Origin of the sequence: Pseudomonas gorinensis (assembly GCF_042015035.1) — a bacterium.
Taxonomy (GTDB): domain Bacteria; phylum Pseudomonadota; class Gammaproteobacteria; order Pseudomonadales; family Pseudomonadaceae; genus Aquipseudomonas; species Aquipseudomonas gorinensis.
In genome coordinates this window covers 1572521-1598766 of sequence record NZ_CP167125.1, presented here as the reverse complement: position 1 = coordinate 1598766, position 26246 = coordinate 1572521, and the positions used below count along the sequence as shown (strand labels likewise).

Annotated in this window: 19 protein-coding genes and 1 pseudogene; 5 read left to right on the top strand and 15 right to left on the bottom strand. The window is 61.7% G+C overall.

Annotated features, from left to right (window positions below; translation table 11 throughout):
* Window positions 1-6 precede the first annotated feature (6 nt).
* The 4 genes from AB7933_RS07240 to AB7933_RS07225 are packed head-to-tail and all read right to left on the bottom strand — an operon-like array spanning window position 7 to window position 4507.
* Complete coding sequence (locus tag AB7933_RS07240) at window positions 7-768, bottom strand: fimbria/pilus periplasmic chaperone (protein WP_024073650.1); 762 nt, start codon at window positions 766-768, stop codon at window positions 7-9.
* Window positions 765-3368 (bottom strand): outer membrane usher protein, encoded by a 2604-nt coding sequence (locus tag AB7933_RS07235; RefSeq protein ID WP_305453111.1) that lies wholly within the window; start codon window positions 3366-3368, stop codon window positions 765-767. Before AB7933_RS07235 ends, AB7933_RS07240 begins: the two co-directional genes overlap by 4 nt.
* 19 nt (window positions 3369-3387) lie before the next feature.
* Window positions 3388-3948 carry a fimbrial protein gene (locus tag AB7933_RS07230; protein WP_024073648.1) on the bottom strand — a complete coding sequence of 187 codons (561 nt, stop codon included), beginning with the start codon at window positions 3946-3948 and terminating at the stop codon, window positions 3388-3390.
* A 49-nt stretch (window positions 3949-3997) separates the two neighbouring features.
* Window positions 3998-4507 (bottom strand): fimbrial protein, encoded by a 510-nt coding sequence (locus AB7933_RS07225; RefSeq protein WP_041160849.1) that lies wholly within the window; start codon window positions 4505-4507, stop codon window positions 3998-4000.
* A 532-nt stretch (window positions 4508-5039) separates the two neighbouring features.
* On the opposite strand from AB7933_RS07225, the pseudogene AB7933_RS07220 reads away from it, so the two are divergent.
* Window positions 5040-5216: pseudogene (locus AB7933_RS07220) on the top strand (PadR family transcriptional regulator); the annotation flags it as partial.
* 56 nt (window positions 5217-5272) lie between these two features.
* Here AB7933_RS07220 and AB7933_RS07215 read toward each other — a convergent pair.
* On the bottom strand, window positions 5273-5896 hold the full coding sequence (locus tag AB7933_RS07215; protein ID WP_024073645.1) for a Pr6Pr family membrane protein: 624 nt from the start codon (window positions 5894-5896) through the stop codon (window positions 5273-5275).
* A gap of 4 nt (window positions 5897-5900) precedes the next feature.
* Entirely contained in the window at window positions 5901-6134 is a 234-nt protein-coding gene (locus tag AB7933_RS07210) for a VF530 family DNA-binding protein (RefSeq protein WP_024073644.1), read from the bottom strand.
* Window positions 6135-6345: 211 nt separating this feature from the next.
* Between AB7933_RS07210 and AB7933_RS07205 the strand changes: the two genes are divergently transcribed.
* Both AB7933_RS07205 and AB7933_RS07200 read left to right on the top strand, forming a co-directional pair.
* On the top strand, window positions 6346-8364 hold the full coding sequence (locus AB7933_RS07205; protein WP_024073643.1) for a TonB-dependent receptor: 2019 nt from the start codon (window positions 6346-6348) through the stop codon (window positions 8362-8364).
* Between the two features lie 624 nt (window positions 8365-8988).
* Window positions 8989-11400 (top strand): glucose/quinate/shikimate family membrane-bound PQQ-dependent dehydrogenase, encoded by a 2412-nt coding sequence (locus AB7933_RS07200; RefSeq protein ID WP_024073642.1) that lies wholly within the window; start codon window positions 8989-8991, stop codon window positions 11398-11400.
* Window positions 11401-11503: 103 nt separating this feature from the next.
* Here AB7933_RS07200 and AB7933_RS07195 read toward each other — a convergent pair whose 3' ends face one another.
* From AB7933_RS07195 to AB7933_RS07155, 9 genes are all read right to left on the bottom strand, one after another.
* Window positions 11504-13852 (bottom strand): putative bifunctional diguanylate cyclase/phosphodiesterase, encoded by a 2349-nt coding sequence (locus AB7933_RS07195; protein ID WP_024073641.1) that lies wholly within the window; start codon window positions 13850-13852, stop codon window positions 11504-11506.
* 211 nt (window positions 13853-14063) lie between these two features.
* Complete coding sequence (locus tag AB7933_RS07190; RefSeq protein WP_024073640.1) at window positions 14064-15236, bottom strand: ABC transporter substrate-binding protein; 1173 nt, start codon at window positions 15234-15236, stop codon at window positions 14064-14066.
* Entirely contained in the window at window positions 15233-16207 is a 975-nt protein-coding gene (locus AB7933_RS07185) for a CobW family GTP-binding protein (RefSeq protein ID WP_041160848.1), read from the bottom strand. The genes AB7933_RS07190 and AB7933_RS07185 overlap by 4 nt, the downstream gene beginning before the upstream one ends.
* A gap of 111 nt (window positions 16208-16318) precedes the next feature.
* A complete protein-coding gene (locus tag AB7933_RS07180) occupies window positions 16319-16621 on the bottom strand; it encodes a hypothetical protein (RefSeq protein ID WP_024073638.1) in 303 nt (100 codons plus the stop codon).
* Window positions 16622-16634: 13 nt separating this feature from the next.
* Window positions 16635-17384 carry an SDR family NAD(P)-dependent oxidoreductase gene (locus tag AB7933_RS07175; protein WP_024073637.1) on the bottom strand — a complete coding sequence of 250 codons (750 nt, stop codon included), beginning with the start codon at window positions 17382-17384 and terminating at the stop codon, window positions 16635-16637.
* Window positions 17385-17730: 346 nt separating this feature from the next.
* Entirely contained in the window at window positions 17731-18492 is a 762-nt protein-coding gene (locus AB7933_RS07170; protein WP_024073636.1) for an SDR family NAD(P)-dependent oxidoreductase, read from the bottom strand.
* Window positions 18493-18502: 10 nt separating this feature from the next.
* Window positions 18503-19843 (bottom strand): MFS transporter, encoded by a 1341-nt coding sequence (locus AB7933_RS07165; protein ID WP_024073635.1) that lies wholly within the window; start codon window positions 19841-19843, stop codon window positions 18503-18505.
* Window positions 19844-19983: 140 nt separating this feature from the next.
* Window positions 19984-20862: a polysaccharide deacetylase family protein gene (locus AB7933_RS07160; RefSeq protein ID WP_003210406.1), complete on the bottom strand. Its 879-nt coding sequence runs from the start codon at window positions 20860-20862 to the stop codon at window positions 19984-19986.
* Window positions 20863-20873: 11 nt separating this feature from the next.
* The gene (locus tag AB7933_RS07155) at window positions 20874-22205 is read right to left on the bottom strand and encodes an amidase (protein ID WP_041161106.1); all 1332 of its coding nucleotides are present in this window, start codon (window positions 22203-22205) and stop codon (window positions 20874-20876) included.
* 334 nt (window positions 22206-22539) lie between these two features.
* On the opposite strand from AB7933_RS07155, the gene AB7933_RS07150 reads away from it, so the two are divergent.
* The gene (locus AB7933_RS07150) at window positions 22540-23529 is read left to right on the top strand and encodes a GntR family transcriptional regulator (RefSeq protein ID WP_024073633.1); all 990 of its coding nucleotides are present in this window, start codon (window positions 22540-22542) and stop codon (window positions 23527-23529) included.
* A 155-nt stretch (window positions 23530-23684) separates the two neighbouring features.
* On the top strand, window positions 23685-26105 hold the full coding sequence (lon, locus tag AB7933_RS07145; protein ID WP_024073632.1) for an endopeptidase La: 2421 nt from the start codon (window positions 23685-23687) through the stop codon (window positions 26103-26105).
* Window positions 26106-26246: the final 141 nt, after the last annotated feature.

Genomic DNA, 26246 nt, shown 5'->3' with positions numbered 1-26246 from the left:
CAGGCCCTACTCATTGGGCGTTGAAGCGTGCGCGTTCACTTTGCAAGTGTCGCCACTGCAGGTGAAGGCCAGTAGCGGACGGCCACCGTAATCATTCACGTAGGCCAGGTAAGGGCTCGTGCCGAGTACCTGGGCCGTTGGCCCCAGGTCCAACGAACCTTTGGGCGGGACCATCACGGGTTCGAAGCCCGGCACGGTTTTGCCGTCCTTGGTGCTGCGTGCATCCACGAGGGTCACGTAGTAAGGCGTAGGGTTGTTGACCTGATAACGCTCGCCTGCGCGGGTCAGGATCAGCTTTTCCTGCCAGGGGTTGGACAAGTCTTGCTGGCTGGGCGCAATGGATTGCGGTCGATAGAACAGTTTGATCCGGGTCTGCAGCGCAATTTGCAGGGTATTGGCTTTATCGCTGCGCGGTGGAATCTCCCTCAGGTTGAAGTAGAACACCGTCTCCCGATCCTGGGGCAGCGACTTGGCCGCGGGTAACGCCTGAACTTTCACCTGGCTTTGTTTGCCGGGCTCCAAACGTTGAACCGGCGGCAGGACGATCAGGGGCGTGGTGATTTTCTTGCCCTCTTCATCCTCGATCCAGCCCTGGGCCAGATACGGCAGCTGCGTGTTGTTATTGGTGATGTTCACGCTGGTGGCATCTTTGCCACCATCAAAAATCACTCGGGTACGATCCAGGCCGACAGCGGCATGGGCGCTCTGGCTCAAGCCCAGGGCCAGCAGCGTGAAAGCCTGGCGTGTGAGGCGCGTATTCAGCATCATGAGGATGTGTTCTCCGTATGGATGTGCTTCCCGGTCAGGTCCGCGGGTTCGGGCAAGGATTGATCAGCGGCGACCATGCGGCAGCCCAGTTGCAGGGCATCGGTCAAGCCATCAGCCGGTAGAACGACCGGGAGCGTGAGGACGCATCGCTCGGCCCCTGCCCAACTGACAGTCATCTGCTCGCCGGCCTGAATACCGCTGAGGTAGACATTGCCGCCGTCGTTCACAATCCCGGTGTCTTGCTGCTTTGTGTTTTTCACGGTCGCGCCGAAGGGCGGTGAACTGCCATCAGGCAGGCGAAGCACTGCCATGGCTTTTGCACCGGAAATCACGTCCAGGGATCGATAACCGATAGCTCCTTCGGTGAGCGTCAGTTGCGTGACCGACTGAGTGGCTTCGACCATGTTGGGCAAACGCTCCAGGTCGATACTGGCCGCCGTACGCTGATAGCTGCCGATATCGGAGATGACCGCCTTGCCAAACGCATTGCTACGGGTCGGCGTGCCGTAACCCCGCACAGGCACATCGGGTACCCCGGCGGTATCGACCATCAGGCGTGTTCCTCCCGTACTGTTGGTACGATGGAGGGCCGCACCGTAAGGCGTGAGCGTGCCGCCGCCGCGCGCGGACATACCGATGCTGCTTTTATTGCCTTCTTGTGTACTGACGCTGAGATCGATGTCGGCCTGGTCGCCAATATGGCTCAGGTAGCCACTGGCGGCGTTGTCGCTTGCGCTGAGCTGGTAGCTGTTACGCTCATCGAGGCGATCACTGTAGCGCGTTGAAAAGTTGTTCTTGCCGGCAATCCTGTTAGCGTCCAGCGACAGCGTGCCGGAGGGACCCAATGGCAGGCTGACCGTCAGCGCCATGCCATTATCCTTATAGTTATATTCCTGGGTGCGGAACATATTCAGGGACATGTTCATGTTCTTGACGCTCCCCACATTAAAATAACGTGACGCCGACAAGTTCCAGCGATGGGTGGCCGGGCGCGACCAATAAGTCTGTTTGTTGTAACTGGCATACACAGTCGCGCCCAAGTCGCGAAACTGCTTATTGATCGTCGCGGTATAAAGTGCCTTGCTACCGCCAATAGGTTTCCAACTTCCGTTGTACTCACCATACTCATTGAGCCCCGCGCGCTCGCCATTCCTGCCGTAATGACGGGCATCAAGGTATTCACTCATGCTCAAATAGTTTTTCTCGGAAAAGCGGTACCCGGCAAAGGTGATCTGGCTGTCGTATTGCTCAAAGTTCTTCGAGTATTGAAGTCGGTACGATTTGCCGGAGAGTGTCTCGTTCCACACACGGGCGTGGGACTGAGTCGCATCCAGCGATATGGCGCCGAACGCCAACAGGTCACGACCGACCCCGCCCGATACCGCATGGTAGTTGTTATCGGTGATACCGCCGCCATACAGAGACCAGCCGTTGCTGATCCCCCAAGAAAACTCGCCGCTGCCGAAGAAATTGCCATCGGCCCCGTACTGAAGATTGGACGGGCGTCCACTCGCCAACTTATAACGAATGTGTCCCGGACGCGTCAGGTAAGGAACGCCTGCCGTATCAAGTTGAAAGGTATGTACCGAACCGTCCTGCTCTTCCACGCGCACATCCAACCTGCCGCTGACTGCGTCGTGAAGGTCCTGGATACGGAACGGTCCTGCCGCCACCAGCGTTTCATACAGCACACGCCCCTGCTGGCTGATGATGACCTTTGCATTGGTTTTGGCCACGCCGACCACTTCAGGCGCATAACCTCGCAAGTTCGGCGGTAGCTGGCTTTCATCCGAATTGAGCGCGGCACCGGTAAAGCGGAAGCTGTCGAACAGGTCCGAATACAGGTAGTCCTCCCCCACCACCAGTCGTGCCTTCAACTCGGGAATGGCGCGATACGCGTAGTAACGACTCCACTCCAGCTTCGGTTGGCTGGACGCGCGCTCGCGGTCTTTGTCGACACGTCCCTGCCAATCCGCCCTCAGACGCCAAGCCCCGGCATTGGCCCCCAATGTTCCGTTACCGCTGACGTTATGGCGAACCCTGTCATTCTTCTCGTGGTTGGATTGTGCGGTCACGTTGTAGTCAACCAGCAACCCCGGCACCCCGTCATCCCAACGCGAGGGCGGATCCCAGTTGATGGCGCTGTACTCAAGGTAAGCTTGGGGCAGGTTGATATTCAGCGTGGAGCTCGCCAGATCGCCACTGACTTCCATGCCCGGCAGCCCCTGAATATCCAGGCATTCGCCGCCTTTCCACCACGTCAGCGGGGCGGCGCCAGACTCTTTGAGGCCCAGTTGCCCCACCAGATCGGGCGATAAGCACGCCTGGCTGCCCTTGGGATCATCGTCAGGGGGATAAAACGCCACCGACTGCTCAGCGATAGGCTGGCTATTGACCTGTACAACCATCGAGTAGGTGCCCGGCAGAATAAACCCGCTACGCGCAAACTGAGACAAGTCAATATTGGTGCGATCACTGAGATCAAGAACATCGGTATTGAACTCGATATCACCGGCCGCTACTACAGTGCCTGCCAGGGACATCAACCCGCCAAAGAGACTCGGGCGGAGGTTATTTTTGATCTTCGACGCATTCAACATGAAAGCAACCCATCACTGTTCAAAAGTAGTCCAACTTGAATCGCACCGCGGCACTGTGAGCACCAGGCATCAGCGGCAGTCCGTTTCCGACCAGGCGAAGCGTGTAGTGAAGTGTCATGTCACCTTCCGCCAACGGAAGCAGAGCCATCGGCTCGCCCGGAACACTCTCTTGGCCAGCCGCATCCCAGATATGAATGGCAATCCCCTGTGAATCACCGAGGGCGGCAAACGAGCGCCCGTTTCTATCGCGAGGACCGTCGAACGTGACTTGCAGGTGCTGCCAATCAGGCAGCGTTGCCCCCGGACGCGACGGGTCAGGTCGAGTCAATGAGCAGTTGACCAGGCGTAGCTGGAAGGGGTGGGGGGCTCCTATCGTGTTCCGCAAGAGCCGGCCAATGGGCTCGGGCGTCATCTCGATGGATTGATCGACACTGGCCAGTTCCAGCCCGCACGCTGAGTCGATGACCTCTCCACCGAGTGTGACGACTCCAGCACCTTGTGCAGGTGCCTGCGCGAAAACCAAAGGGCTGATGAACATCGCCAATGAAGAGGTGATAGCGAGGTTTATGAATGTTTTCACCGTTATCTCCCGCCAGTGTCCCCCGCCACCTGAGTGGCGGGGGAACAACTTACTGATAAGCCAAGGTGAAGTTGGTTACCGCACTGAAACTACCCGGGATGATCGGATCCGTAGCGGCGCCTTGTACGTAGGCCCCGAACTCCAGGGTGTTGTCACCGACGCCAATGGCCTGCGGCGTTGTAGGGACGCCCAGTTCGATGAGTTTGCCGCCATGGGTCATCATGACGCCCACACCGCCCGCGCCACCCACAGTGCCGATTGCGCCCGGCACGGCACTGGACGGTGCCCCGGTGAAGGTGGTGGTCACCGTCTTATCCGTAAGGCCGGTCAAGTCGCAGCCTTCAAGTTCAATACGCACAGGCCGGGCAGTAGATTTCCCTCCCGACTGCAACTGATGCTTTGCGATCGCCCCCAGTTGAACGGTCTGATCCACCGAGTCAGGTTTGATCGAACAGGCGCCCGAGTGGACCGAACCGATGAACGTCACTGTTCCATCTGCGGCGTGAGCAACGGAGGTCGCCCCTACCAACAAGCCAATAGACAACAGCGCAGTTTTCATTTTGGTTTTCATTTGCCAATACTCACACATCAATGAACGTCATAAGGAAACCCTGCCGAAGTAGTGCGCAGGACTTATCAAACAAGCGCCGAACAGGTGTCTGTATCTGATTCCCTCTTGGTAAAAGTGCGATTCATGCAATAGCACGCAAAACTACTTTTCCAATTATTTGTATTGCAAATCAGGACACGCTCAAGGCCAGGAAAGCTTCTATTACAATTGGATTTATGTAAGCCGTACGTTTCTCATCATTGCGTAGCCCCGCAACACCAAGAGAAGTAGGAAAATTAACGAACACGATCAAATCATCAAAATAAACTGTAAGAAACAGCCTACTCGAAGATTAATCTGAATGACTTGCAGAACGAATATGTAAGAAAGTTCTCACCAAGATAAAAAAACACGGGCGTTGACGGTATTAATTGCCTTTAAGCGTTAAATAATTAACACCCCTCCCAAGACCACCTGCGGGTAGCCCTTGGACAGATAACAAGATATATCTCAAGTTATATATTGATACACACAGAGGTGCTTGCCCGGCGACCTTAAGCTGCTGCTGCCGGCATTGATCGTCGAACAGCCGTGTCATGGCTATGAGCTGATTTGTCAGATCGAAAGCCTGTTCGATGGCGCGTACACCCCCAGCTCAGGCGTGATCTACCCGACGCTGACTTTTCTGGAGGAAAGCGATTTGATCCAGGGCGATGCAAGCGTTCTTCAAGGCCGTCGGTTACTGGCGTGCCGAAGGCACTGAAGAAGAATGAGTCAGGACCGGGGCTTGATGACTTTGTCCAGCCCCACCAGGCCCAGGGCGATTGCCACGAACCCCGCCAGGATCCCCCCCGCGTTCACAAAGACCTGTGGATAACCGAGGGTGCTCACATCGATGAACGGGTACTGATATTGCCCGAGCAGGTCACCGCGCAGCAGCGCATAGGCGAAGTACACCAACGGGTAGACCACCCATGCGCCGATGTGCCTGACGCGCAAGCTACCCTTGGGCACACAGCGCCACCAGTAAATAAAAAACAACACCGGCATCACGTCATGCAGCAATTCGTCGGCGATGAATTGGAAGCCCGTGGGGCTCCACAAATGCCGCAGCAGCAGGTTGTACGCCAGGCTTACCACGATGATGCTCGCGGCAATCGCGCTGCTGATCCTGGGTGAATGGAAAAACCGCTTCGCGGCAGACTCGCGGTTGACCAGCGCATAGCTCAGCACCACGACTACCAGGGTGTTGGTGAGCACAGTGAAGAAACTGAAAAAGTTGATCAACCCGCCCAACAGGCTGGCACCGGCTTGCCAGCGCGAATAGAAAATCAGGTACTGCTGAATCGCCAACCCTGTCCAACCGGCCAGCGCCGCTGCCGCCACATACCGCTTCATGTCATCAGTCCAGCGGGCGTTTGGTGCGCATCAACTTGACGTACAACCCTTCGACTTTTTCGCGCGCCCAGGGGGTCTTGCGCAGGAAGGTGAGGCTGGACTTGATGCTCGGGTCGCTCTTGAAGCAGCGGATATCAATGCGCTCGGCGAGGCCCGCCCATTCGTAATGTTCCACCAGGGTGGTGAGGACGTGCTGAAGGGTCACGCCGTGGAGGGGGTCGTTGCTTGTCGCGGTCATGCCGGGCCTTTTGCAAAAAGAGGAAACACAGCCGCGCACCTTAGCCGACGGGGCGTACAGGTGGAAGCACCGCATTGAATATAGCCCCTGGGAAAAAGTTCCCCTTTTCAGCCAAAAAAGAGATGTTATATTGTAACAATAATTACCAAAATCCAGCCTTTCACTACCGTTTCAGCCTTCTCTTTTTTGCTGTTTTGCCAAGGAATGTATGATGTCCCGCTCCCCTCTCTGGCGCCTGTCCCCCCTGGCCGCCGCCCTGTTGATCAGCGCCGAAGCCCACGCCCTGGAACTGCCCTCCCAGGTCATCACCGGCAACCCGCTGGGCAACGAACAACTCGCGTCGCCGACCACCGTGCTCGAAGGCGATAACCTGACCCTGCAACAAAAAGGCAGCCTCGGCGAAACCCTGAACAAGCAGCCGGGTGTGTCGTCGTCCTACTTTGGCCCCGGTGCCAGCCGGCCGATCATTCGCGGCCAGGACGGCGACCGCATTCGCCTCCTGCGCAATGGCGTCGGCGCGCTGGACGCGTCGTCACTGTCCTACGACCACGCGGTGCCGCTGGACCCGGTCAACGTCGAGCGCATTGAAATCGTGCGTGGCCCGGCCGCCCTCTTGTATGGCGGCAGCGCCATCGGCGGCGTGGTCAATACCTTCGACAACCGCATCCCCACCGAAGCCATCGAAGGCATCCACGGTGCCGGTGAACTGCGCTACGGCGGCGCCGACACCACGCGCAGCAGCGCCGGCAAACTGGAAGCCGGCAATGGCACCTTCGCCCTGCACCTGGACGCCAACGCGCGGGAATTCAACGACCTGAAAATCCCAGGCTTTGCCCGCAGCCGCCATGCGCCTGAGAACGAAGATGGCCCCGGTAAAAATGGCCGTCTGGGCAACAGTGACGGGCGCCAGGACGGCGGTGCAGTCGGCGGCTCCTACACCTGGGACGATGGTTACGCCGGGCTGTCCTACAGCAGCTATGACAGTAACTACGGCTCCCCCGCCGAGCAGGATGTGCGCATCCGCATGAAGCAGGATCACTACGCGTTCGCCTCCGAGATGCGCAACCTGCAAGGCCCGTTTACCTCGGTGAAACTCGACGCCGGCTACACCGACTACGAACACCGCGAAATCGAAGGCGGTGAAACCGGCACGATTTTCAAGAACAAGGGCTATGAAGCGCGGGTTGAAGCGCGCCACCAGCCAATCGGCCCGTTCGACGGCGTGGTCGGCGCGCAAGTGACTCGCAATGAGTTCTCGGCCCTGGGTGAAGAAGCCTTCGTACCGCAAACCGACACCAACGCTGGCGCGCTGTTTATCCTTGAGGACATGCAGGCCACCGAACGCCTGAAACTCAGTCTCGGCGGGCGCCTGGAACACACCCGTGTGGACCCGGACGCCAAAGGCAACGCGCGCTTCGCCAATGCCGACAAGGCCAATGACTTCACCGCCGGCAGCCTGTCGTCCGGGGCGGTCTACACCCTCACACCCGTCTGGTCCGTGGCCGCGACCCTGGGCTACACCGAACGCGCACCGACCTTCTATGAGCTGTACGCCAACGGCGCCCACGTCGCCACCGGCACCTACGAACTGGGCGATGCCAACCTGAAGAAAGAAAAAGCGGTGTCCAGCGACCTGGCGCTGCGCTTTGACAATGGCACCCACAAGGGCAGCTTCGGTGTGTTCTACAGCCGCTTCTCCAACTACATCGGGCTGCTGGGAACGGGTCGTACGCTAAACGACGAAGGCGAAGAAGACGCAGGCGGCATCCCTGAGTATGAATACTCCGGCGTGCGCGCCCGTTTCGCCGGCTTCGAAGCCCAGGATCACTGGAAGCTCGGCGAAAGCGCCTACGGTAAGTTCGCGCTGGAACTGTCGGGCGACTACACCCGCGCCACCAACCTCGACACCGGCGAAGCCTTACCGCGTATTGCACCGCTGCGCTTGAACAGCGGCCTGCTATGGGAACTGGACCGCTGGCAGGCGCGCATCGACCTGGAACATGCCGCAGGCCAAGGCCGTGTGCCAGATAACGAAAGCGGCACCGATGGCTACACCACCCTGGGCGCCAGCGCGGGGTATCGCTTCAATGTGGGAGGCAGCCAGTGGCTGGCGTTCGTCAACGGTGAGAACCTGACCAACCAGACCGTGCGGTACGCCAGCTCGATCCTGCGTGATATCGCACCGGCACCGGGGCGTAGCGTGCAATTCGGCATACGCACCACCTTCTAAAAAAACCCGCGAATCCTACCTGTGGGAGCTGGCGAGCCGGCCTGGTGTGGCAAGCGGATTTGTTGTGCGAGCGGACTTGGTGTGGCGAGCGGGCTTGTTGTGGCGAGCGGGCTTGCCCCGCGTTGGGCTGCGCAGCAGCCCCAAAACCAGGCAACGCGGTGTGTCAGTTAAAAACACATTGCCTGTAATGGGGCGCTTCGCGCCCCAACGCGGGGCAAGCCCGCTCGCCACAACAAGCCCGCTCGCCACAGGCCAGCCCGATCGCCACAGTTACGGTGTTCTGCCTTAACTGAACGGCATTCGGGCTTGCCACAATCACTGTTACCAAATCGGAAATGATGCATCTTGCGATTTGCGCTTTCTCTCGGCGCGTCCTCCCATTATCCTTGCCGCAATAAACTGAAACGTTTCATTCTCCGGTCGACCCCATCTTGCAGAATTCCCCTCGCAACAGAGACAGCGCTGTCTTGCACCGACCTGCGCCTGGGTATAAATCGCCCGCCTGTGGATAACCCAGTTATCCACAGAAAAACCCGAATGAACGCTGAACCAAGCCCGCGCCGAATCGTCATCTACAGTGAAGCACGGGGTTACATAATTCCAACGTAACGGAGAAACACAACTATGAGCACTGACGGTGCCTCAAGTCCAAGTCGCCTGCTGCCCAGGCTGCTTGGAGTCTTGCTGCTGATCATGGGCCTGGCCTTGCTGGCCGGGGGTATCAAGCTGACGATGCTCGGCGGGTCGCTGTACTACCTGCTGGCCGGTATCGGCATCACCTTGACCGGCCTCTTGCTGCTGGCCACCCGCCGCGCTGCGCTGGGCCTGTACGCACTGGTGCTGTTCGCCAGCACCGTGTGGGCACTTTGGGAAGTCGGCCTGGACTGGTGGCAACTGGTGCCGCGCCTGGCACTGCTGTTCGCCCTGGGTATCGTCATGTTGCTCCCATGGTTTCGCCGTCCGTTGCTGCGTGGCCAACCGGCCCCGCTGGGCACCGGCGCGCTGAGCGTGGCCGTGGTTCTGGCGGGCGCCGCAGCCATCGCCAGCCAGTTCACCAACCCCGGTGAGATCAAAGGCCAGTTGGACCGCGACGCGGTACCGGGCATGGCCAGCGCGGCACCGGCCCAGGCCGATGGCGACTGGAACTCCTACGGTCGTTCCGCCTATGGCGATCGCTACTCGCCCCTGGCGCAGATCACAGCGGAAAACGCCCATAAGCTGGTCCCGGCGTGGACCTACCGCACCGGCGACATCCCCGGCCCGAACGACCCGGGTGAGACCACGGCGGAAAACACCCCGCTGAAAGTCAACGGCATGCTCTACGTATGCACCCCGCACAGCCAAGTCATCGCCCTCGACCCGGATACCGGCAAGGAAATCTGGCGTTTCGATCCGAAGATCAGCACCGAAGGTGCCGAGAACTTCAAGGGTTGGGCGCACATGACCTGCCGTGGCGTGTCGTATCACGATGACGCCGTCTACGCGTCCGAGCAGAGCCCCACCGGAAGCGCCAGCCCCGCCGTCGCGCCGAATGCCTGCCCGAAACGCATCTTCGTACCGACGGCCGACACACGCCTGATCGCCCTGAACGCCGACACCGGCAAGATGTGCGAAGACTTCGGTGACAAAGGCCAGGTCGACCTGCGTGCCAATATCGGCAGCTTCGCCCCAGGCGGTTACTACTCCACGTCGCCACCGGCCGTGACCAAGAACCTGGTGGTGATCGGCGGCCACGTCACCGACAACGTCTCCACCGACGAACCCAGCGGCGTGATCCGCGCGTTCGACGTGCACACCGGCAAGCTGGTGTGGAACTGGGACAGCGGCAACCCCGACGACACCACGCCGCTGGCCGAGGGCAAGACCTACACCCGCAACTCGCCGAACATGTGGTCCATGTTCGCCGTGGATGAAAAGCTCGGCATGCTCTACCTGCCGATGGGCAACCAGATGCCTGACCAATACGGCGGCGACCGTACCGAAGACTCGGAAAAATACAGCGCCGGCCTGACAGCCCTGGACATCGACAGCGGCCATGTGAAGTGGACCTTCCAGTTCACCCACCATGACCTGTGGGACATGGACGTGGGCGGCCAGCCTTCGCTGATCGACATCAAGACCGCTGAAGGCGTGAAGCAAGCGGTGATGGCGTCGACCAAGCAAGGCAGCATCTACGTCCTGGACCGCGCAACCGGCCAGCCGGTGGTGCCGATCCACGAAGTGGCAGTGCCGCAAGGCGCAGTCGCTGGCGACCATACCTCGCCGACCCAACCGAAGTCCGACCTGAACTTCATGCCACCGCCGCTCAAAGAGCGCGACATGTGGGGCGTGACACCGTTCGACCAACTGCTGTGCCGTATCGACTTCAAGTCCATGCGCTACGACGGAGCTTTCACTCCGCCATCGCTGCAAGGTTCGATCGTGTACCCAGGTAACTTCGGCGTGTTCGACTGGGGTGGCATTTCCGTCGACCCGGTACGCCAGATTGCCTTCGTGAACCCGAGCTACATGGCGTTCAAATCGAAACTGATCCCGGCCGCCGATATCGCCAAGCAAGGCCCGCGCATCAGCGAAACCCAAGGCGTACAGCCGAACAAAGGCGCGCCCTACGGCGTGATCCTCGAAGCCATGCTGTCGCCCATGGGCCTGCCGTGCCAGGCACCGGCGTGGGGTTATGTGGCAGCGGTCGACCTGACCACCCACAAAACCATCTGGATGCACAAGAACGGTACCGTGCGCGACAGCTCGCCCGTGCCAATCCCCCTGACCATGGGCGTGCCTAGCCTGGGCGGCACCTTCACCACCGCCGGTGGCGTGGCGTTCCTCAGCGGTACCCTCGACCAGTACCTGCGTGCCTATGACGTGAAAAACGGCAAGCAACTGTGGGAAGGTCGCCTGCCAGCCGGCGCGCAAACCACCCCGATGACCTACACCGGCAAGGACGGCAAGCAATACGTGCTGGTCATGGCCGGCGGTCACGGTTCCCTGGGCACCAAGCAGGGTGACTACGTGATGGCGTTCAAACTGCCGGATTAAGCTGTATCGGCGGCAAACCAAGGCGGCTACCCTCACAGGTAGCCGCCTTTTTCATGAGCGAAGAAAATCAAAATATGGGAGAGGCGGTGGACTGCACCCGTCGTTATAGCGGTACCCGCTCGCGCCGCATCCACATCTCGAACGCCATGGCACTGAGCGGCCGGCTGATCAGATAGCCCTGGGCAGTGTCGCAATGCCACAGCTTGAGCAGCTTGAGGCTCGGCTCGAACTCCACCCCTTCGGCCACCACCTTGAGCCCCAGGTTGTGGCTCATTTCGATGGTGGAACGCACGATCACTCCATCGCCACTGGTGCTGTCGAGGTTGCGTACAAAGGACTGGTCGATTTTCAACTCCTGCACCGGCAGGCGCTGCAATTGCGCCAACGACGAATAACCGGTGCCGAAGTCATCCACCGACAGGCTGATGCCGCAACCACGCAACCGGTCCAGCACACTGAGGGCCTGTTGCGGGTTGTGCATGATCGCGCTTTCGGTGATCTCGAAAATCAACTGCTGGGCCAATACGCCGTATTGCAGCAGCAAGGTGGTGACTCGAGTGGCCAGGTCATCATCGCCCAGATCATCCACCGAAATATTCACCGACAGCTGGATCGACATACCGCGCTGTGCCCATTCACCCACCTGGCGGATGGCTTCTTCGATCACCCACTGGGTCAGGCCGCGCATGCTGCCGGTGCGCTCGGCCAAGGGGATGAATTCGGCCGGAGACACCAGGCCCAGGCTCGGGTGCTGCCAACGCAGCAGGGCTTCGGCCTGGCGCACGTCGCCCTGTTTGAGATCGAGCTTGGGCTGGTAGCAGAGGAACAGTTCGCCTTCGACGGCGGCCCGGCGCAAGTCGCGGATCAAGGTGATCTGACGTTGGTGCGCAAGGTCGCGGTCCTGCTGGTAGATCTGCAGGTAGCCTGGCAGCGCTGCCGCATCGTGACGAGCGATGGCGGCGCGACCGATCAACTCTTCCACCTGCTGGCCATCGGCGGGGTACGCGGCGATACCGATACTGACTTCGTGACGCAGTTCGTCATTGCCGATGCGTTGGGGCTCGGTGAGCAGTGCATACAGCCGGTCGGCGCGGGCCACGGCGCGGTCGATCTCGGTGTTTTCCAGCAGCAGCAGAAATTCGCTGCCGGTGATGCGCGCGGCCGTGTCGCTGGCCAACAGGCTCATGGACAGACAGCGGCTGGCTTCGCGCAGCATTTCCTCGACGCCCTCGGGACCGAAGCCTTCGTTGATCACCCGGTAGTTCTCGATGCCCAGGTACAGCAACACCACGGGCCGCCTTGCACTGATCGCACTGCCCAGGCGCTCCATGGCCAGGGCGCGGTTGGGCAGGCCGGTCAGCGGGTCATGCAAGGCGTTATGCGCCAGTTGCCGCTCGCGCACGGCGATACCGCTTTGCATGGCGTTGAAGGCGCGGGCCAGCAGGCCGAATTCGTCGTGGCTGCGCACCCGCACCGGCGTGCGGTAATCACCGGCACCAATGCGTCCGGCCGCCTCCACCAGCGCATTGAGCGGTCGTGACACACGGCGCGCCAGGAACAGCGCGCCGGCCAATGACACCAGTAGCACCGCCAGGGCAATCCCGAGGAACTGCCGGTCCAGCGGGGCAAAGGACTCCAGCGCATGGTCCAACGGACTTTGCAGCAGCACGCGCACGTCATCGCCATCGCCATCGCCATCGCCGTTATTGGCCAGCGGCAGCACTTGGCTGAGCACGCGTTGCCCGTAAAACAACGTGATCTGTGCGTCACGCTTGAGGTGTGTGTCGCGTAACAGGTTGAACACAGTGGCCTGGTAGGCGTCGGGCTGGGTGCTGAACAGCGTGCCGGGACGGCCGTCCTGCACACTGAGAAACGACACCTCAAGGTTGCTCATGGAGCGCAATTCATGGGCGAACCCTTTGTCCATGGGGAAGCCCATGACCACTCGGGCAATGGGCAACGGGTCGAGCACTTCATCCTGCACCAGCAGGTAGGGTCGCCCGTCCATGGCCACGATCAACATCTGCAAGCCACTGCGCCGTGCCTGGCGCAACGCCGCATCGTAGGGAAACAGCTGACCGCGACTCAGCAGCGGCAAGGTACTGGCGATCACCTTGCCGTCGAGCCCCAGCACAAACACCTGGCTGGAACGGATACCGCTGTCGTGGCGGCGCACGGCGGCCAGAATCGGTGTGGCCTGGCCCTCGGCCACGGCTTGCTTGAAGGGGCCATCGGCGGTCAGCCAATCCAGCCCGTATTGCAGGCGGCGACCCCGCAGTTCCAGCAGGCGTTCGAAGACCTGGCTGCCGGTCTTCAACTGGACCTGGGCCTGGTTTTCCACAGCCTGGGAGGTGGCGGCCTTGACGGCGAGGTAGGTGGCGCCGACCACCACCAGCAGCAGCAACACCAGCACTCCGGCGATACGAGTTTGAAACGTGTGGCGCCACGCCATTGCCGTGCCCTCTGGCAGCGTTCGTCGTTTTATGCCACTGCGTCCCTGTGTCATAGCGCGTCCCTCGCGAACTGCTGACCTGGCGTCAAAAAAATATCCATCGTCGATGGATATTCAGTTTTAGCAGATTAGCTGGGAGCAAGGACAAGTGCACCCAATAAAACCGGGGACTTCGCTGTCATTTTATTGGCGACAAACGTTGGGCGGGCCGTCAGCCACGGGCGCGCATAAAGTCCCCCCAACGACGCACCAGGTAGTTGTGCTCATCCATCACCGAGTTCCACACGGCGATATGCCCCATGCGTTGCTCATAGGAACCGCCGTCGCGCACTTCGCCGATATCAATCAGCGGCAAGCCATCGCTGCCAAGCAATTCCTCACGGGCAGGTTTGCCGGCATACCAGTAATCCCATTCGGCGCTGCTCAGGTGGTCGCGACTGCGCGCCGGGTTGCCGATGTAGTAACCCTGGCGCGCCATCACCGCGCCCGGCCAACCGGACAACCACCAATTGAGATACGCATACGCCGCATCCAGCACCGCCCCCTGGGCATGCCGCGACAGGGACAGGCCGCCGAACCAGGCGCGATAGCCTTCGCGGGGCACCGCCAGACGGTACTTCACCCCCGCCCGGTGCAAGCGCATCAACGTGGGCGACCACAGGCTCTGGATATCGATGCTCGGGCTGAGCATCAATTGCGCGGCTTCTTCATCGTCCGACCAGAACGCCGCGAAGTGCCCTTCCTTCTGCTTGCGCACCAGAATGTCAGCGAGTACATCGATCTCTTCGATGCTCATGTTGCCGATGTCCTTGAACGTCGCCAGCCCGGCGCCCTGCACCGCCAGCGCGGCGTCCAGGGCGCCGATGGCGGCGTCGCTTTGCAACGCGGTGCGCGCGCTCCAGGCGGGGTCGAGCAGCCAGCCCCAGCTTTCATTGCCGTGGCTGAACCCTTCGGGCAGGCGCTCGGGGCGGTAGGCAAAGCTGTCGGCATTGTGGGTCAGGGGCAACATGCTGATGCGTTCGGTGACGGTGCTGCCGAGGCTGCCGTCGTGCTGTACGAACAGGCGCTCGCTGGGCACGCTGCCGCTGCCCAGGCGGTCATGGGCCGAAAGGCGGCCACGCTTGGGCAGGTCGTTGATCTCGTGCCACAGGGCGATGCGCCGGGTGTCGATGGGCTGGATTGCCCGCGCCGGCCACACGAAGTCGACGTTGTGGAACCACTGGTCATACAGGTCGTAGCTATCGGGCTGCATCACTGCGATGCGCTGGGCCTGTTCGACATCGTGCACCTGGTACACCAGGCGAATGCCCAACTCCTGTTCGGCCCGCACACGCAGGCATTCGAGCAGCGTTACCGACGTACCGAGCACGCGCAATGTGATCATGCAGCGAACCGCCGTGAGAACACGTCGAACGAGCGACGCAACTGCGCCGGGTCCAGGCCGCGCAGGATGAACACCAGGCGCGATTGCCGCTCGGTACCTGGCCAGGCCGGCAGGTGGACCGGGGCATGCAGGCAGTGCTGCACACCATGAATAACGATGGGGGCCAAACTTGCGTTCACGTTGAGCAGTCCTTTGACGCGAAGGATTCGTTCGCCGTGGCATCTTAGCAGCATCGACAACCAGACCCCGAAGCCGACCCAATCCAATGGCTGGTCGAAGGTCAGGCAGCACACTTGCGCAGCGCCGTGGGTGGCGGCCGTGGGTTGGTGCAGTTGCCAGCGACTGACCTCCACGACGGGTTCGGCACTGCGCAAGCCTTCGCCGAGCAGCAACTGGTCGCCGCTGTGGATGTCATGGGTATCGAGGATCGGCGTACCGGCATTGAGCGCCTGTAAATGCGAGCGCAGGGGCGCGCAGTCGCCTTCCAGGTCGGTCTTGCTCAGCAGCAAGCGATCCGCCGCCGCGACCTGGGCCAGCCATTCCGGGTGCAGGCGTTCTTGCAGGGCGGCGTGGCAGGCGTCGACCAGGGTGATCATCAGGCCAATGTGAAAGCGCCCACGCAGTTGCACGTCGTTGTTCAGGGTGGCCAGGATCGGCGCCGGGTCGGCCAGGCCAGTGGTTTCCAGGATCACCCGTTTGAAGGCCGGGATTTCGCCGCGCTCGCGGCGTTGCAACAGGCCGAGCAGCGCGTCTTTCAACTCGCCACGGATCGAACAGCATACGCAGCCGCTGGGCAGCAGCACGGTGTCCGGGGCCACCTCTTCGACCAGCAGATGGTCGATGCCGACGTCGCCGAATTCGTTGATCAGCAACGCGGTGTCGCCGAGGCTTTCGCCGTGCAGCAGGCGCTTGAGCAAGGTGGTCTTGCCGCTGCCGAGGAAGCCGGTGATGACATTCAGTGCGATGCTCATATTTATCTCCGCACCCTGTAGGAGCGAGCTTGCTCGTGAAAAACTCACAGGCGCCGCGTTCATTCAGGAAACACGCGTTATCGTTGACGTTTTTCGCGAGCAAGCTCGCTCCTACAGGGGGCTGTTTTCCAAGTGATCGAGCAGTTGGGGGTCGAGGGGATCCAGCGGGCGACCGAGCATGGTTTCGGCCGCCTGCCAGAGTTGATCCAGCCCGCTGGCCAATGCCTGTTTACCGGTAGCGCCCAGCAGCAGGTAGGAGGCCCCCTGAAAGTCTTCGACCTTGAGCCGGAACGCCGCCAGTACCTGGTTGATCGCGGCGATCCGGCGCAGGCGTTCTCGGCGCCGGGGCAGCTCGTCGCCCAGGGGGTCGCTCCAGTGCAGGTCTTCGCCGAGCAGTCCGCAGAGTCCGCACATGGTTATCGCCCGCTCATGGCATCACGTCGCCGGAGTTCGGGCCCAGGGTCTGGCCGACGAACAGGTTGCCACCCGGTTCACTGGCCAGCAGCACGGCGGTGGGCGCCACTTCGTCCGCCAGGCCGAAGCGCCCCAAGGGCAGTTCCTTGGCCTTGGCGCGCTTCCAATCGTCGCTGATACCGCCCACTAACGGCGTCTCGATCGGGCCGGGAGCGATGGCGTTGACCAGCACGTTGTCCTTGGCCACTTCCAGGGCCAGGGATTTGGTAAAGCCGATCACCCCGGCCTTGGCAGCGGCGTAGTGAGTCAGTTCGGCGCCACCCTTGATGCCCAGTTGCGAGGCGACGTTGATGATCCGCCCCCAACGCTGCGCCAGCATATGCGGCAAGGCACGCTGGCTGGCGACGAACACGCTGGTGAGGTCGACGCGCAGCATGTCGTTCCACATCTCGATCGAGAGATCGACGCAACGCGCCTGGGTGAGCATACCGGCGTTGTTGACCAGGATATCGATGCCGCCGAAGTGTTCGACACAACGGTCGACACTGGCCTGGGCGCCTTCGACAGTGCCGACATCGGCCAGGCATTCGAAGACCTCGGCACCGAGGTTGCGGCAGGCGATGGCGGTTTCGGCAAGGCTGGCGGCATTACGGTCGGCCAGCAGCAGGCGTGCGCCTTCAGCCGCGTAGGCGCGGGCGATGGCGGCACCGATGCCGCTGCCGGCGCCGGTGATCACGGCGCGGCGATGGGTGAGTTGGGGCATAGGTAATTCTCCTGAATCAAACACAGTTTCAATGTGGGAGCTCCCACTACCTCTGTGGCGAGCGGGCTTGTCCCGCGTTGGGCCGCGAAGCGGCCCCAAAACCAGCCTCTGAGGCGTACCTGACACAGCGCTGGTGTCTTTGTCAGGGGCCGCTTCGCGGCCCAACGCGGGACAAGCCCGCTCGCCACAACAGCCCGATTGCCACAACAGCCCGCTCACCAGAACAGCCCGATTGCCACAACAGCCTGCTCGCCACAAAAATTCGGTCGATTAATGAAAAGATTTAATCCTTATTTATGCTCGATCAGAGGGAGGCTTGCCCCCTCCCACATTAGGATCGAGTACATCAGTCAGGCCAGCGCACAGTCAGGCCACCGTCGATGACGATGCTCTGTCCGGTCAGATAGCTCGACGCATCACTGGTCAAAAACTGCACCAGCGAGGCCACTTCATCCGCCCTCCCCACCCGACCCAATGGAATCGCGCGCGCCGCCTTGGCCAGGCCCTCCGGCCCCAGGGAGCTCTTCGCATCCAGCGACTGCGGCGTCTCGATCAACCCCGGAATCACCGCATTGCAACGAATGCCCAACGGCGCCAGCTCCACCGCCAGCGACCGGCACAACCCCGGCACACCGGCCTTGGCCGCCGCGTAATGGCTGTGCTCCTGCCAGCCATAGACGCCGCCGGCTATCGACGAAATCGCCACCAGCGCGCCGCCTTCCTTCATATGCCGCGTCGCCGCGCGAAAAGTGCGCATCACCCCCGTCAGGTCGACATTGAGCATCTCGTCCCACAGCGCATCCGTCATCTCCAGCAACGGTGCGCGACGCAGCAAGCCGGCGTTGGCGACCGCGTAGTCGAGGCGACCAAAATGCTGCACCGCCTGGGCGGCCAACGCGTCTACCGAGGCGCTATCGCCCACGTCCAGCGGCAGCATCAAGCATTCGCCAGCGGCGTTTTCCACGAGGGACACCGTGGTGTGCGGGTCATGGGGGTCGGCCGGGTAATACCCACCCACCACCGCCACGCCGCAGCGCGCATAGGCCACCGCGAGGGCTTGGCCGATGCCGCTGGCGGCACCGGTAATCAAGGCAACTTTACGGCTCATCAATCACTCCTTACTGAACGGTTTCCGGGCGCACATGGCGCGCGGCAAACATCAGGACGCCAGACAAAAAGCACGGCACGGCACCGAACCACAGCGCGGCGGTCTGCCAATCGCTGCCGGCGGACAACACCTGGGTGGCGCCAAACCCGGCGACCACGGCACCAATCGGGCCCATCGCATGGATGATCGCGCCACCGGTGGCACGGATGCTGGTGGGGAAACTTTCACTGATAAAGAACAACGCCGCCGAGTAGGGCCCGATCAGGAAGAACAGGCCCAGGCTGTACAGCCCGACCACCATCGCCATGTTGCTCGGGCCAAACAGCATCCCGGCAAACGACAGGCCGCCGAGCATCCAGCCCAGGCCGATCACGTTACGGCGGCCGATCTTGTCGCCCATCCAGCCGTGGCTGAGGTAGCCGCAGTAACCCACCAGGTTCGACAGCACCAGGATGATCAGCGAGTTCTCGAACGAGATGTGGTGCACGCTGACGATCACCGACGTGCCGAGCACGCTGAACACCTGGATCGCCGCCCAGTTGAGCAACAGCGCGGCGCCGATCACCAGGGTGGCGCGACGGGCCGGGCCACGGAATGCGGCCTTGAGGCCGGCCTTGCTGTGTTCGTCGTAATCCACGCCGTAGGTCACGGCGACGTTCTGTGCCTCGCTCACCGCGCCACTTCTGCGCAACTCGCTGATGCGCTGGTGGATCTGGAACTGCGGGCTCTCCTTGAGCTTGCGCGCCATGATCGCAATCACCACCGCCGGGATCGCGGCGAAGATAAAGCAGCCCTGCCAACCGATGACCGGCAGCAACAGCGCGGTCAAACCTGCGGCGATCAGTGCACCGACCGGCCAGCCGCCCTGCACCAGGCTGTAGATGAAGCCGCGGCGCTTGGTCAGTCGCGGGTCTTCTGACGCGCCATACAGCTCGGTCAAATAGGTGGCGTTGACGGTTTCCTCGGCATACCCCAGGCCGCCCAGCGAACGGATCAGGATCAGCGGCGACTTGCCCCATGCCCCGCCGATGGCGGTCAGCGCCGAGCAGAGCGCGGAGCCGGCCACGGTGAAGATGATGCCTTTGCGGCGCCCCAGCTTGTCGACGATTGGCCCGATGGCCAGGGCGACCACGGCGGTCCCCACCGCCACCCAGGTCGCGATTTCAGCTTGTTCCACCTCACCCCAGCCAAAATGCCGGCCGATTTCCGGCAGCAAGGTGCCGAACAGGATGAAGTCGTACACCGCAAATACCCAGGCGAAAAACGCGATCCAGGTGGCGAAGCGCACTTCCTGGGACGTCAGTTGCCGGGGTTTCCAGCCAGTCAGGTCAAGCTTGTTGTAGATGGACATAATCGCGCCTCGGGAGGTGGAGTGGGCTTTCTGTAGGAGCGTGCTTGCTCGCGAAAATCGTCAACGATGACGCGGGCATCCTGAATGCACGCAGTGCTCTCAGGCTTTTCGCGAGCAAGCTCGCTCCTACAGGGTTGGGGTCAGGTACGCGGTTGGCGGCGGATAAAGTCGTCGGCGATTTCGTCGAAGGTGACGAAGCGCACGCCGGCATGGCTCTGGATGTGTTCGATCAAGCGCTCCAGCATCAACAGCACTTGCGGGCGGCCAGACACATCGGGGTGGATGGTCATGGTGAACACCGCGTGTTCGTGTTCGCGGTAGACCCAGTCGAACTGGTCGCGCCACATTTCTTCGAGGTGACGCGGGTTGACGAAGCCGTGGCTGTTGGGGGCTTTCTTGATGAACATCATCGGCGGCAGGTCATCGAGGTACCAGTTGGCCGGGATCTCCACCAGGTCGGTTTCTTCGCCACGCACCAAGGGTTTCATCCAGGTGTCGGGGTGCTGGCTGTAGTCGATCTTGGTCCAGGTATCCCCCTTGCGCACGTAGTAGGGATGGAAGTCGTTGTGCATCAGGCTGTGGTCGTACTTGATGCCTTTTTTCAGCAGCAGCTCGTTGGTGACCTTGCTGAATTCCCACCACGGAGCGACGTAGCCGGTAGGGCGTTTGCCGGTGACCTGGGTGATCAGTTCGATGGACTTGTCCAGCACGATTTCTTCCTGCTCGGCGGTCATCGCGATCGGGTTTTCGTGGCTGTAGCCGTGCACGCCGATTTCATGCCCGGCGTCGGCCACGGCTTTCATCTGCTCAGGGAAGGTTTCCATCGAATGGCCCGGGATAAACCAGGTGGTGCGCAGGCCGTAGCGTTCAAACAGCTTGAGCAGGCGCGGCGCGCCGATTTCGCCGGCGAACAGGCCACGGGAGATGTCGTCGGGCGAATCTTCGCCGCCGTAGGAACCGAGCCAGCCGGCGACGGCGTCAACGTCGACGCCAAATGCACAGAGGATGTCTTTAGCCATGGGGTGTCTCCTTAGATAGTCAGTTGGGATTCGACGGACAACGCCGCGCGCAACAGGCGTGCGTCTTCCCCCGCCGGGGCGCTGAGCAGCAACCCGGTGGGCAGGCCCTGGGCATCATGGCCGCTGGGCAAGGTCACGCCGGGCATGTCCAGCAAACTGCCGGGCATGGTCAGGCGCAGGGTGGCGAGGTTGGTGCTGACGAACAGGTCGTCATCGGCTTCCAGCGCTGCCAATGCCGGGGCGACATGGGCAACGGTGGGGGTGATCAGCAGGGCGCCGTCGAGGTCATCGATCAGTTGTTGTTGCAGGCGCTGACGGGCCTCGATCAGGTGGATCAACCGGCTGGCCGGCAGGGAACGCGCGGCTTCGAGGCGGCGGCGTACGCGCGGGTCGAGCTGTTCGGCGTCGGCGCTGTCGAGCAGGGTTTCATGCAGGGCGAAGGCTTCGAAGGCGCCAAGCCAGCCTTGCTGTTGGATCAGTGCCAAGGTGGCCTGGAAGGTGGCGCAGGGGCGCATCTCGACCAACGCGCCCTCGGCCTTCAAGCGTTCCACCCCGCGCAGCAGGTTATTGCGCACGGCAGGTTCAACGTCGGCCAGCAGGCCCTGTTCCAGTACAAAGCGCTGGCCCTTGAGGCTGCGGACGCGGTGGTTGGAAGTGCGACCATGGAGCAGGTCGTCGATGGCCAACGCATCGCGCACGCTGCGGGTCAACGGGCCCAGGCTGTCGAGGGTGTGGGCCAGGGGGAACACCCCGTCGCGGCTGTAGCGTCGACTGCTGCTGCGGTACCCCACCAGGCCGTTGAGGGCCGCGGGGATGCGGATGGAACCCGCGGTGTCGGTGCCCATGGCGATTGGCACGATGCCGGCGGCGACAGCCACCGCCGACCCCGAAGACGAGCCACCGGGAATACGCGGCTGATCCCGCCCATGGGGGTTATGCGGGGTGCCGAAATGCGGGTTCAGGCCAAGCCCGGAATAGGCCAGCTCACTGAGGTTGGTCTTGCCCACGCTGACCATGCCGGCGCGGCACAGCAGGCCCACGCTCGGCGCATCGAGCAAAGCGGCCGGCGCATGACGCCGGTACGCAGCACCGGCGGTGGTGATGCTGCCGGCCACGTCGAACAGGTCTTTCCAAGCCAGGGGCACGCCGTCGAATACACTCAAGGGCTGGCCAGCACGCCAGCGCGCGGCGGCGGCTTCGGCTTCGCGACGGGCACGCTCGGCGGTCAGGCAGATAAACACAGCCGCCGACTGGCTCGCTTGATCGAGTGCCTGTTCGAGGGCTTGCACCGGGTCGCTGCGACCGCTGGCGAAATCCTCGGCCAGTGAAGTGGCGTCTGACATCAGCATGAACCTCATAAAACGTACATATTAATAAAATGTACATTTTACAAAGGCAGCTTTCGTGCCAGTCTGTCAGTGCGTGAGCGAGAGCGATTCGGTTTTTTCGTCCAGAGCTGCGGTATAGATGCTTTCGACACGGCAAAAAAAAGGGTTCACCTTTTAGGCGCGAACCCTTAACCCAATAACGTATATTTTATTAATAAGTACATTTTGGTGCAAAAAGTAACATTCCTACAGGCAAGGCCCCAAAAAAGTGCCCTTGATGTGGCGCAGAGTGACAGACCCATCTATGAGAGAATCCCCGGCCATCGTCCTACACGCCCTTGAGAAATCGATGAAAGCAGTGTCCGCCTCGGCCTCCCGGTACGCCATGATTCACCAGGTGTTGCGTGATGCAATCGTCAATGGCACCGCCCGTCATGGCCTGGTGCTGCTGGAAGCGCCGCTGGCCGAATTGTTCGGCACCAGCCGCGTGCCCGTGCGCAAGGCGCTGGACCTGCTGCATGCCGAGGGGCTGATCTGCCGCTTCAATGGCCGAGGCTACCTGATCAACCCCGAGGGGCTGGACCTGGAGCCGCTGCGCCTGCCCCTGAGCCATGCGCACCTGGGCCTGAACGGCGACGATGAGTTGGTGGACACGCGGCCGCTGGGCGAGCGCATCGTCGAGGAAATCGGCGCGGCACTCTCCACCTGCATCGCCTTCGGCCATTACCGCCTGGACGAACAGGCCGCCGCCGACCACTACGGCGTCAGCCGCGCAGTGGTGCGTGAAGCGCTGATGCGCCTGCGCGACCGTGGCCTGGTGGAAAAAGAGCCCTACTCGCAATGGCTGGCCGGGCCGCTGACCGCCCGCGAAGTCACCGAAGACTACGAACTGCGCGCCTGCCTGGAACCCGAAGCCCTGCGCCAGAGCGCGCCCAACCTCGACCGCGAGGTGCTCGAAGCCATGTTGCAACGCGTGCTGGACGCTCAGGACAGCCCGCAATGCAGCCTGGAAGCTATCGAGCAGATCGAAGAGGACCTGCACCAGCGCTGCCTCGCCGGCCTGCAAAACCGCAAGATCGCCGCGCTGATTCGCCAGGGCCAGAGCCCGATGATCATCAGCCGGATTTTCTATCGGTTGCTGGGGATCGGCGCAGATCCGGCAATGCTCGCCGAACATCGCTTGATTTTGGAGCTGCTGCTGCATGGCGCATTCGATGCCGCGGCGTTGAACCTGCGTGAGCATTTGCAACGGGCGCGGCAGCGGATGTTGCAGCGCTTGAAGGTGCTGTCGGTACTTCCCGAACAGCCACTCCCCGTCTACCTGCACAAAATCAGCTGACTCAACACGAACCCAATGTGGGAGGGGGCTTTCCCCTTCCCATTGACCAAGCCGCCGCAGTAATTTCATGCAATATGTTGCTATCTCGCCCCCGCCATTGAAACCACCACTGACCCGCCCCATCTAACCTGCATACTTACTTATGCAGGTGCCCCATGAGCGACCAGCAAGAATTGCCGGATATCGACCTCCAAGATTACGCCGACCCCGAAAACGCTGAATCCCATTCGACCAACACAGGCCTGGCGCTGCCTGGGCAAAACCTGCCGGACAAGGTCTACATCATCCCGATCCACAACCGCCCGTTCTTCCCCGCGCAAGTGCTGCCGGTGATCGTCAATGAAGAGCCGTGGGCCGAAACCCTGGAACTGGTGAGCAAATCCGATCACCACTCCCTGGCCCTGTTCTTCATGGACACCCCGCCGGAAGACCCACGGCACTTCGACACCTCCGCCCTGCCGCTGTACGGCACCCTGGTGAAGGTGCACCACGCCAGCCGTGAGAACGGCAAGTTGCAATTCGTCGCCCAGGGCCTGACCCGCGTGAGGATTCGCACCTGGCTCAAGCACCACCGCCCGCCGTATCTGGTGGAAGTCGAATACCCGCACCAGCCCACCGAGCCGACCGATGAGGTCAAGGCCTATGGCATGGCGCTGATCAATGCGATCAAGGAACTGTTGCCACTCAACCCGCTGTACAGCGAAGAGTTGAAGAACTACCTCAACCGCTTCAGCCCCAACGACCCGTCGCCGCTGACCGACTTCGCCGCCGCGCTGACCTCGGCCACCGGTAACGAGTTGCAGGAAGTGCTGGACTGCGTGCCCATGCTCAAGCGCATGGAAAAAGTGCTGCCGATGCTGCGCAAGGAAGTCGAAGTCGCGCGCCTGCAAAAGGAAATCTCCGCCGAGGTGAACCGCAAGATCGGCGAGCACCAGCGCGAGTTCTTCCTCAAGGAACAACTCAAGGTCATCCAGCAGGAACTGGGGCTGACCAAGGACGACCGCAGCGCGGACGTCGAACAATTCGAGCAACGGCTGGAAGGCAAGGTGCTGCCGGCCCAGGCGCAAAAGCGCATTGATGAAGAACTGAACAAACTGTCGATCCTCGAAACCGGTTCACCGGAGTACGCGGTCACACGCAACTACCTGGATTGGGCCACCTCGGTGCCGTGGGGCGTGTACGGCGAGGACAAGCTGGACCTGAAACACGCGCGCAAGGTGCTCGACAAGCACCACGCGGGGCTGGATGACATCAAGAGCCGTATCCTCGAGTTCCTCGCCGTGGGCGCCTACAAAGGCGAGGTCTCCGGCTCCATCGTGCTGCTGGTGGGCCCGCCGGGCGTGGGCAAGACCAGCGTGGGTAAATCCATCGCCGAGTCCCTGGGCCGGCCGTTCTATCGCTTCAGTGTCGGCGGCATGCGCGACGAGGCCGAGATCAAGGGCCATCGCCGCACCTACATCGGCGCCCTGCCGGGCAAGCTGGTGCAGGCGTTGAAAGACGTGGAAGTGATGAACCCGGTGATCATGCTCGACGAGATCGACAAGATGGGCCAAAGCTTCCAGGGCGACCCGGCCTCGGCGCTGCTGGAAACCCTCGACCCGGAGCAGAACGTCGAATTCCTCGACCATTACCTCGACCTGCGCCTGGACCTGTCCAAAGTGCTGTTCGTGTGTACAGCCAACACCCTGGACTCGATCCCCGGGCCGTTGCTGGACCGCATGGAAGTGATTCGCCTGTCGGGCTATATCACCGAAGAAAAAGTCGCCATCGCCAAGCGCCACCTGTGGCCCAAACAGCTGGAAAAAGCCGGCGTGGCGAAAACCAGCCTGTCCATCAGCGACGGCGCCCTGCGCGCCTTGATCGACGGATATGCCCGCGAGGCCGGCGTGCGCCAGTTGGAGAAACAGCTGGGCAAACTGGTACGCAAGGCCGTGGTCAAGCTGCTGGATGAGCCAAACTCGGTGATCAAGATCGGCAACAAGGACCTGGAGGCCTCCCTGGGCATGCCGGTGTTCCGCAACGAGCAAGTGCTGTCCGGCACCGGCGTGATCACCGGCCTGGCCTGGACCAGCATGGGCGGCGCGACCCTGCCCATCGAGGCGACGCGCATCCACACGCTGAACCGCGGCTTCAAGCTCACCGGGCAGTTGGGTGATGTGATGAAGGAGTCCGCCGAAATCGCCTACAGCTACATCAGCTCCAACCTGAAGTCGTTTGGTGGCGACCCGAAATTCTTCGACGAAGCCTTCGTGCACCTGCACGTGCCGGAAGGTGCCACACCGAAGGACGGCCCAAGCGCTGGGGTAACCATGGCCAGTGCGCTGCTGTCGCTGGCGCGCAACCAGCCGCCGAAAAAAGGCGTGGCGATGACCGGTGAACTGACGCTGACCGGGCATGTGCTGCCGATTGGCGGAGTGCGCGAGAAGGTGATCGCCGCGCGGCGCCAGAAGATCCACGAGCTGATCCTGCCGGAGCCGAACCGTGGCAGTTTCGAGGAATTGCCGGAGTATCTGAAGGAAGGGATGACCGTGCACTTTGCCAAGCGTTTTGCGGATGTGGCGAAGGTGCTCTTCTGATAAACCTCTAGCCCCTGAGCTGGCCTCTGTGGCGAGCAGGCTTGCCCTGCGTTGGGCTGCGAAGCAGCCCCAAAACCAACGACCCCATTCTTTCAGGAAGAATGGGGTCTTTTTAAGAGGGGCTGCTTCGCAGCCCAACGC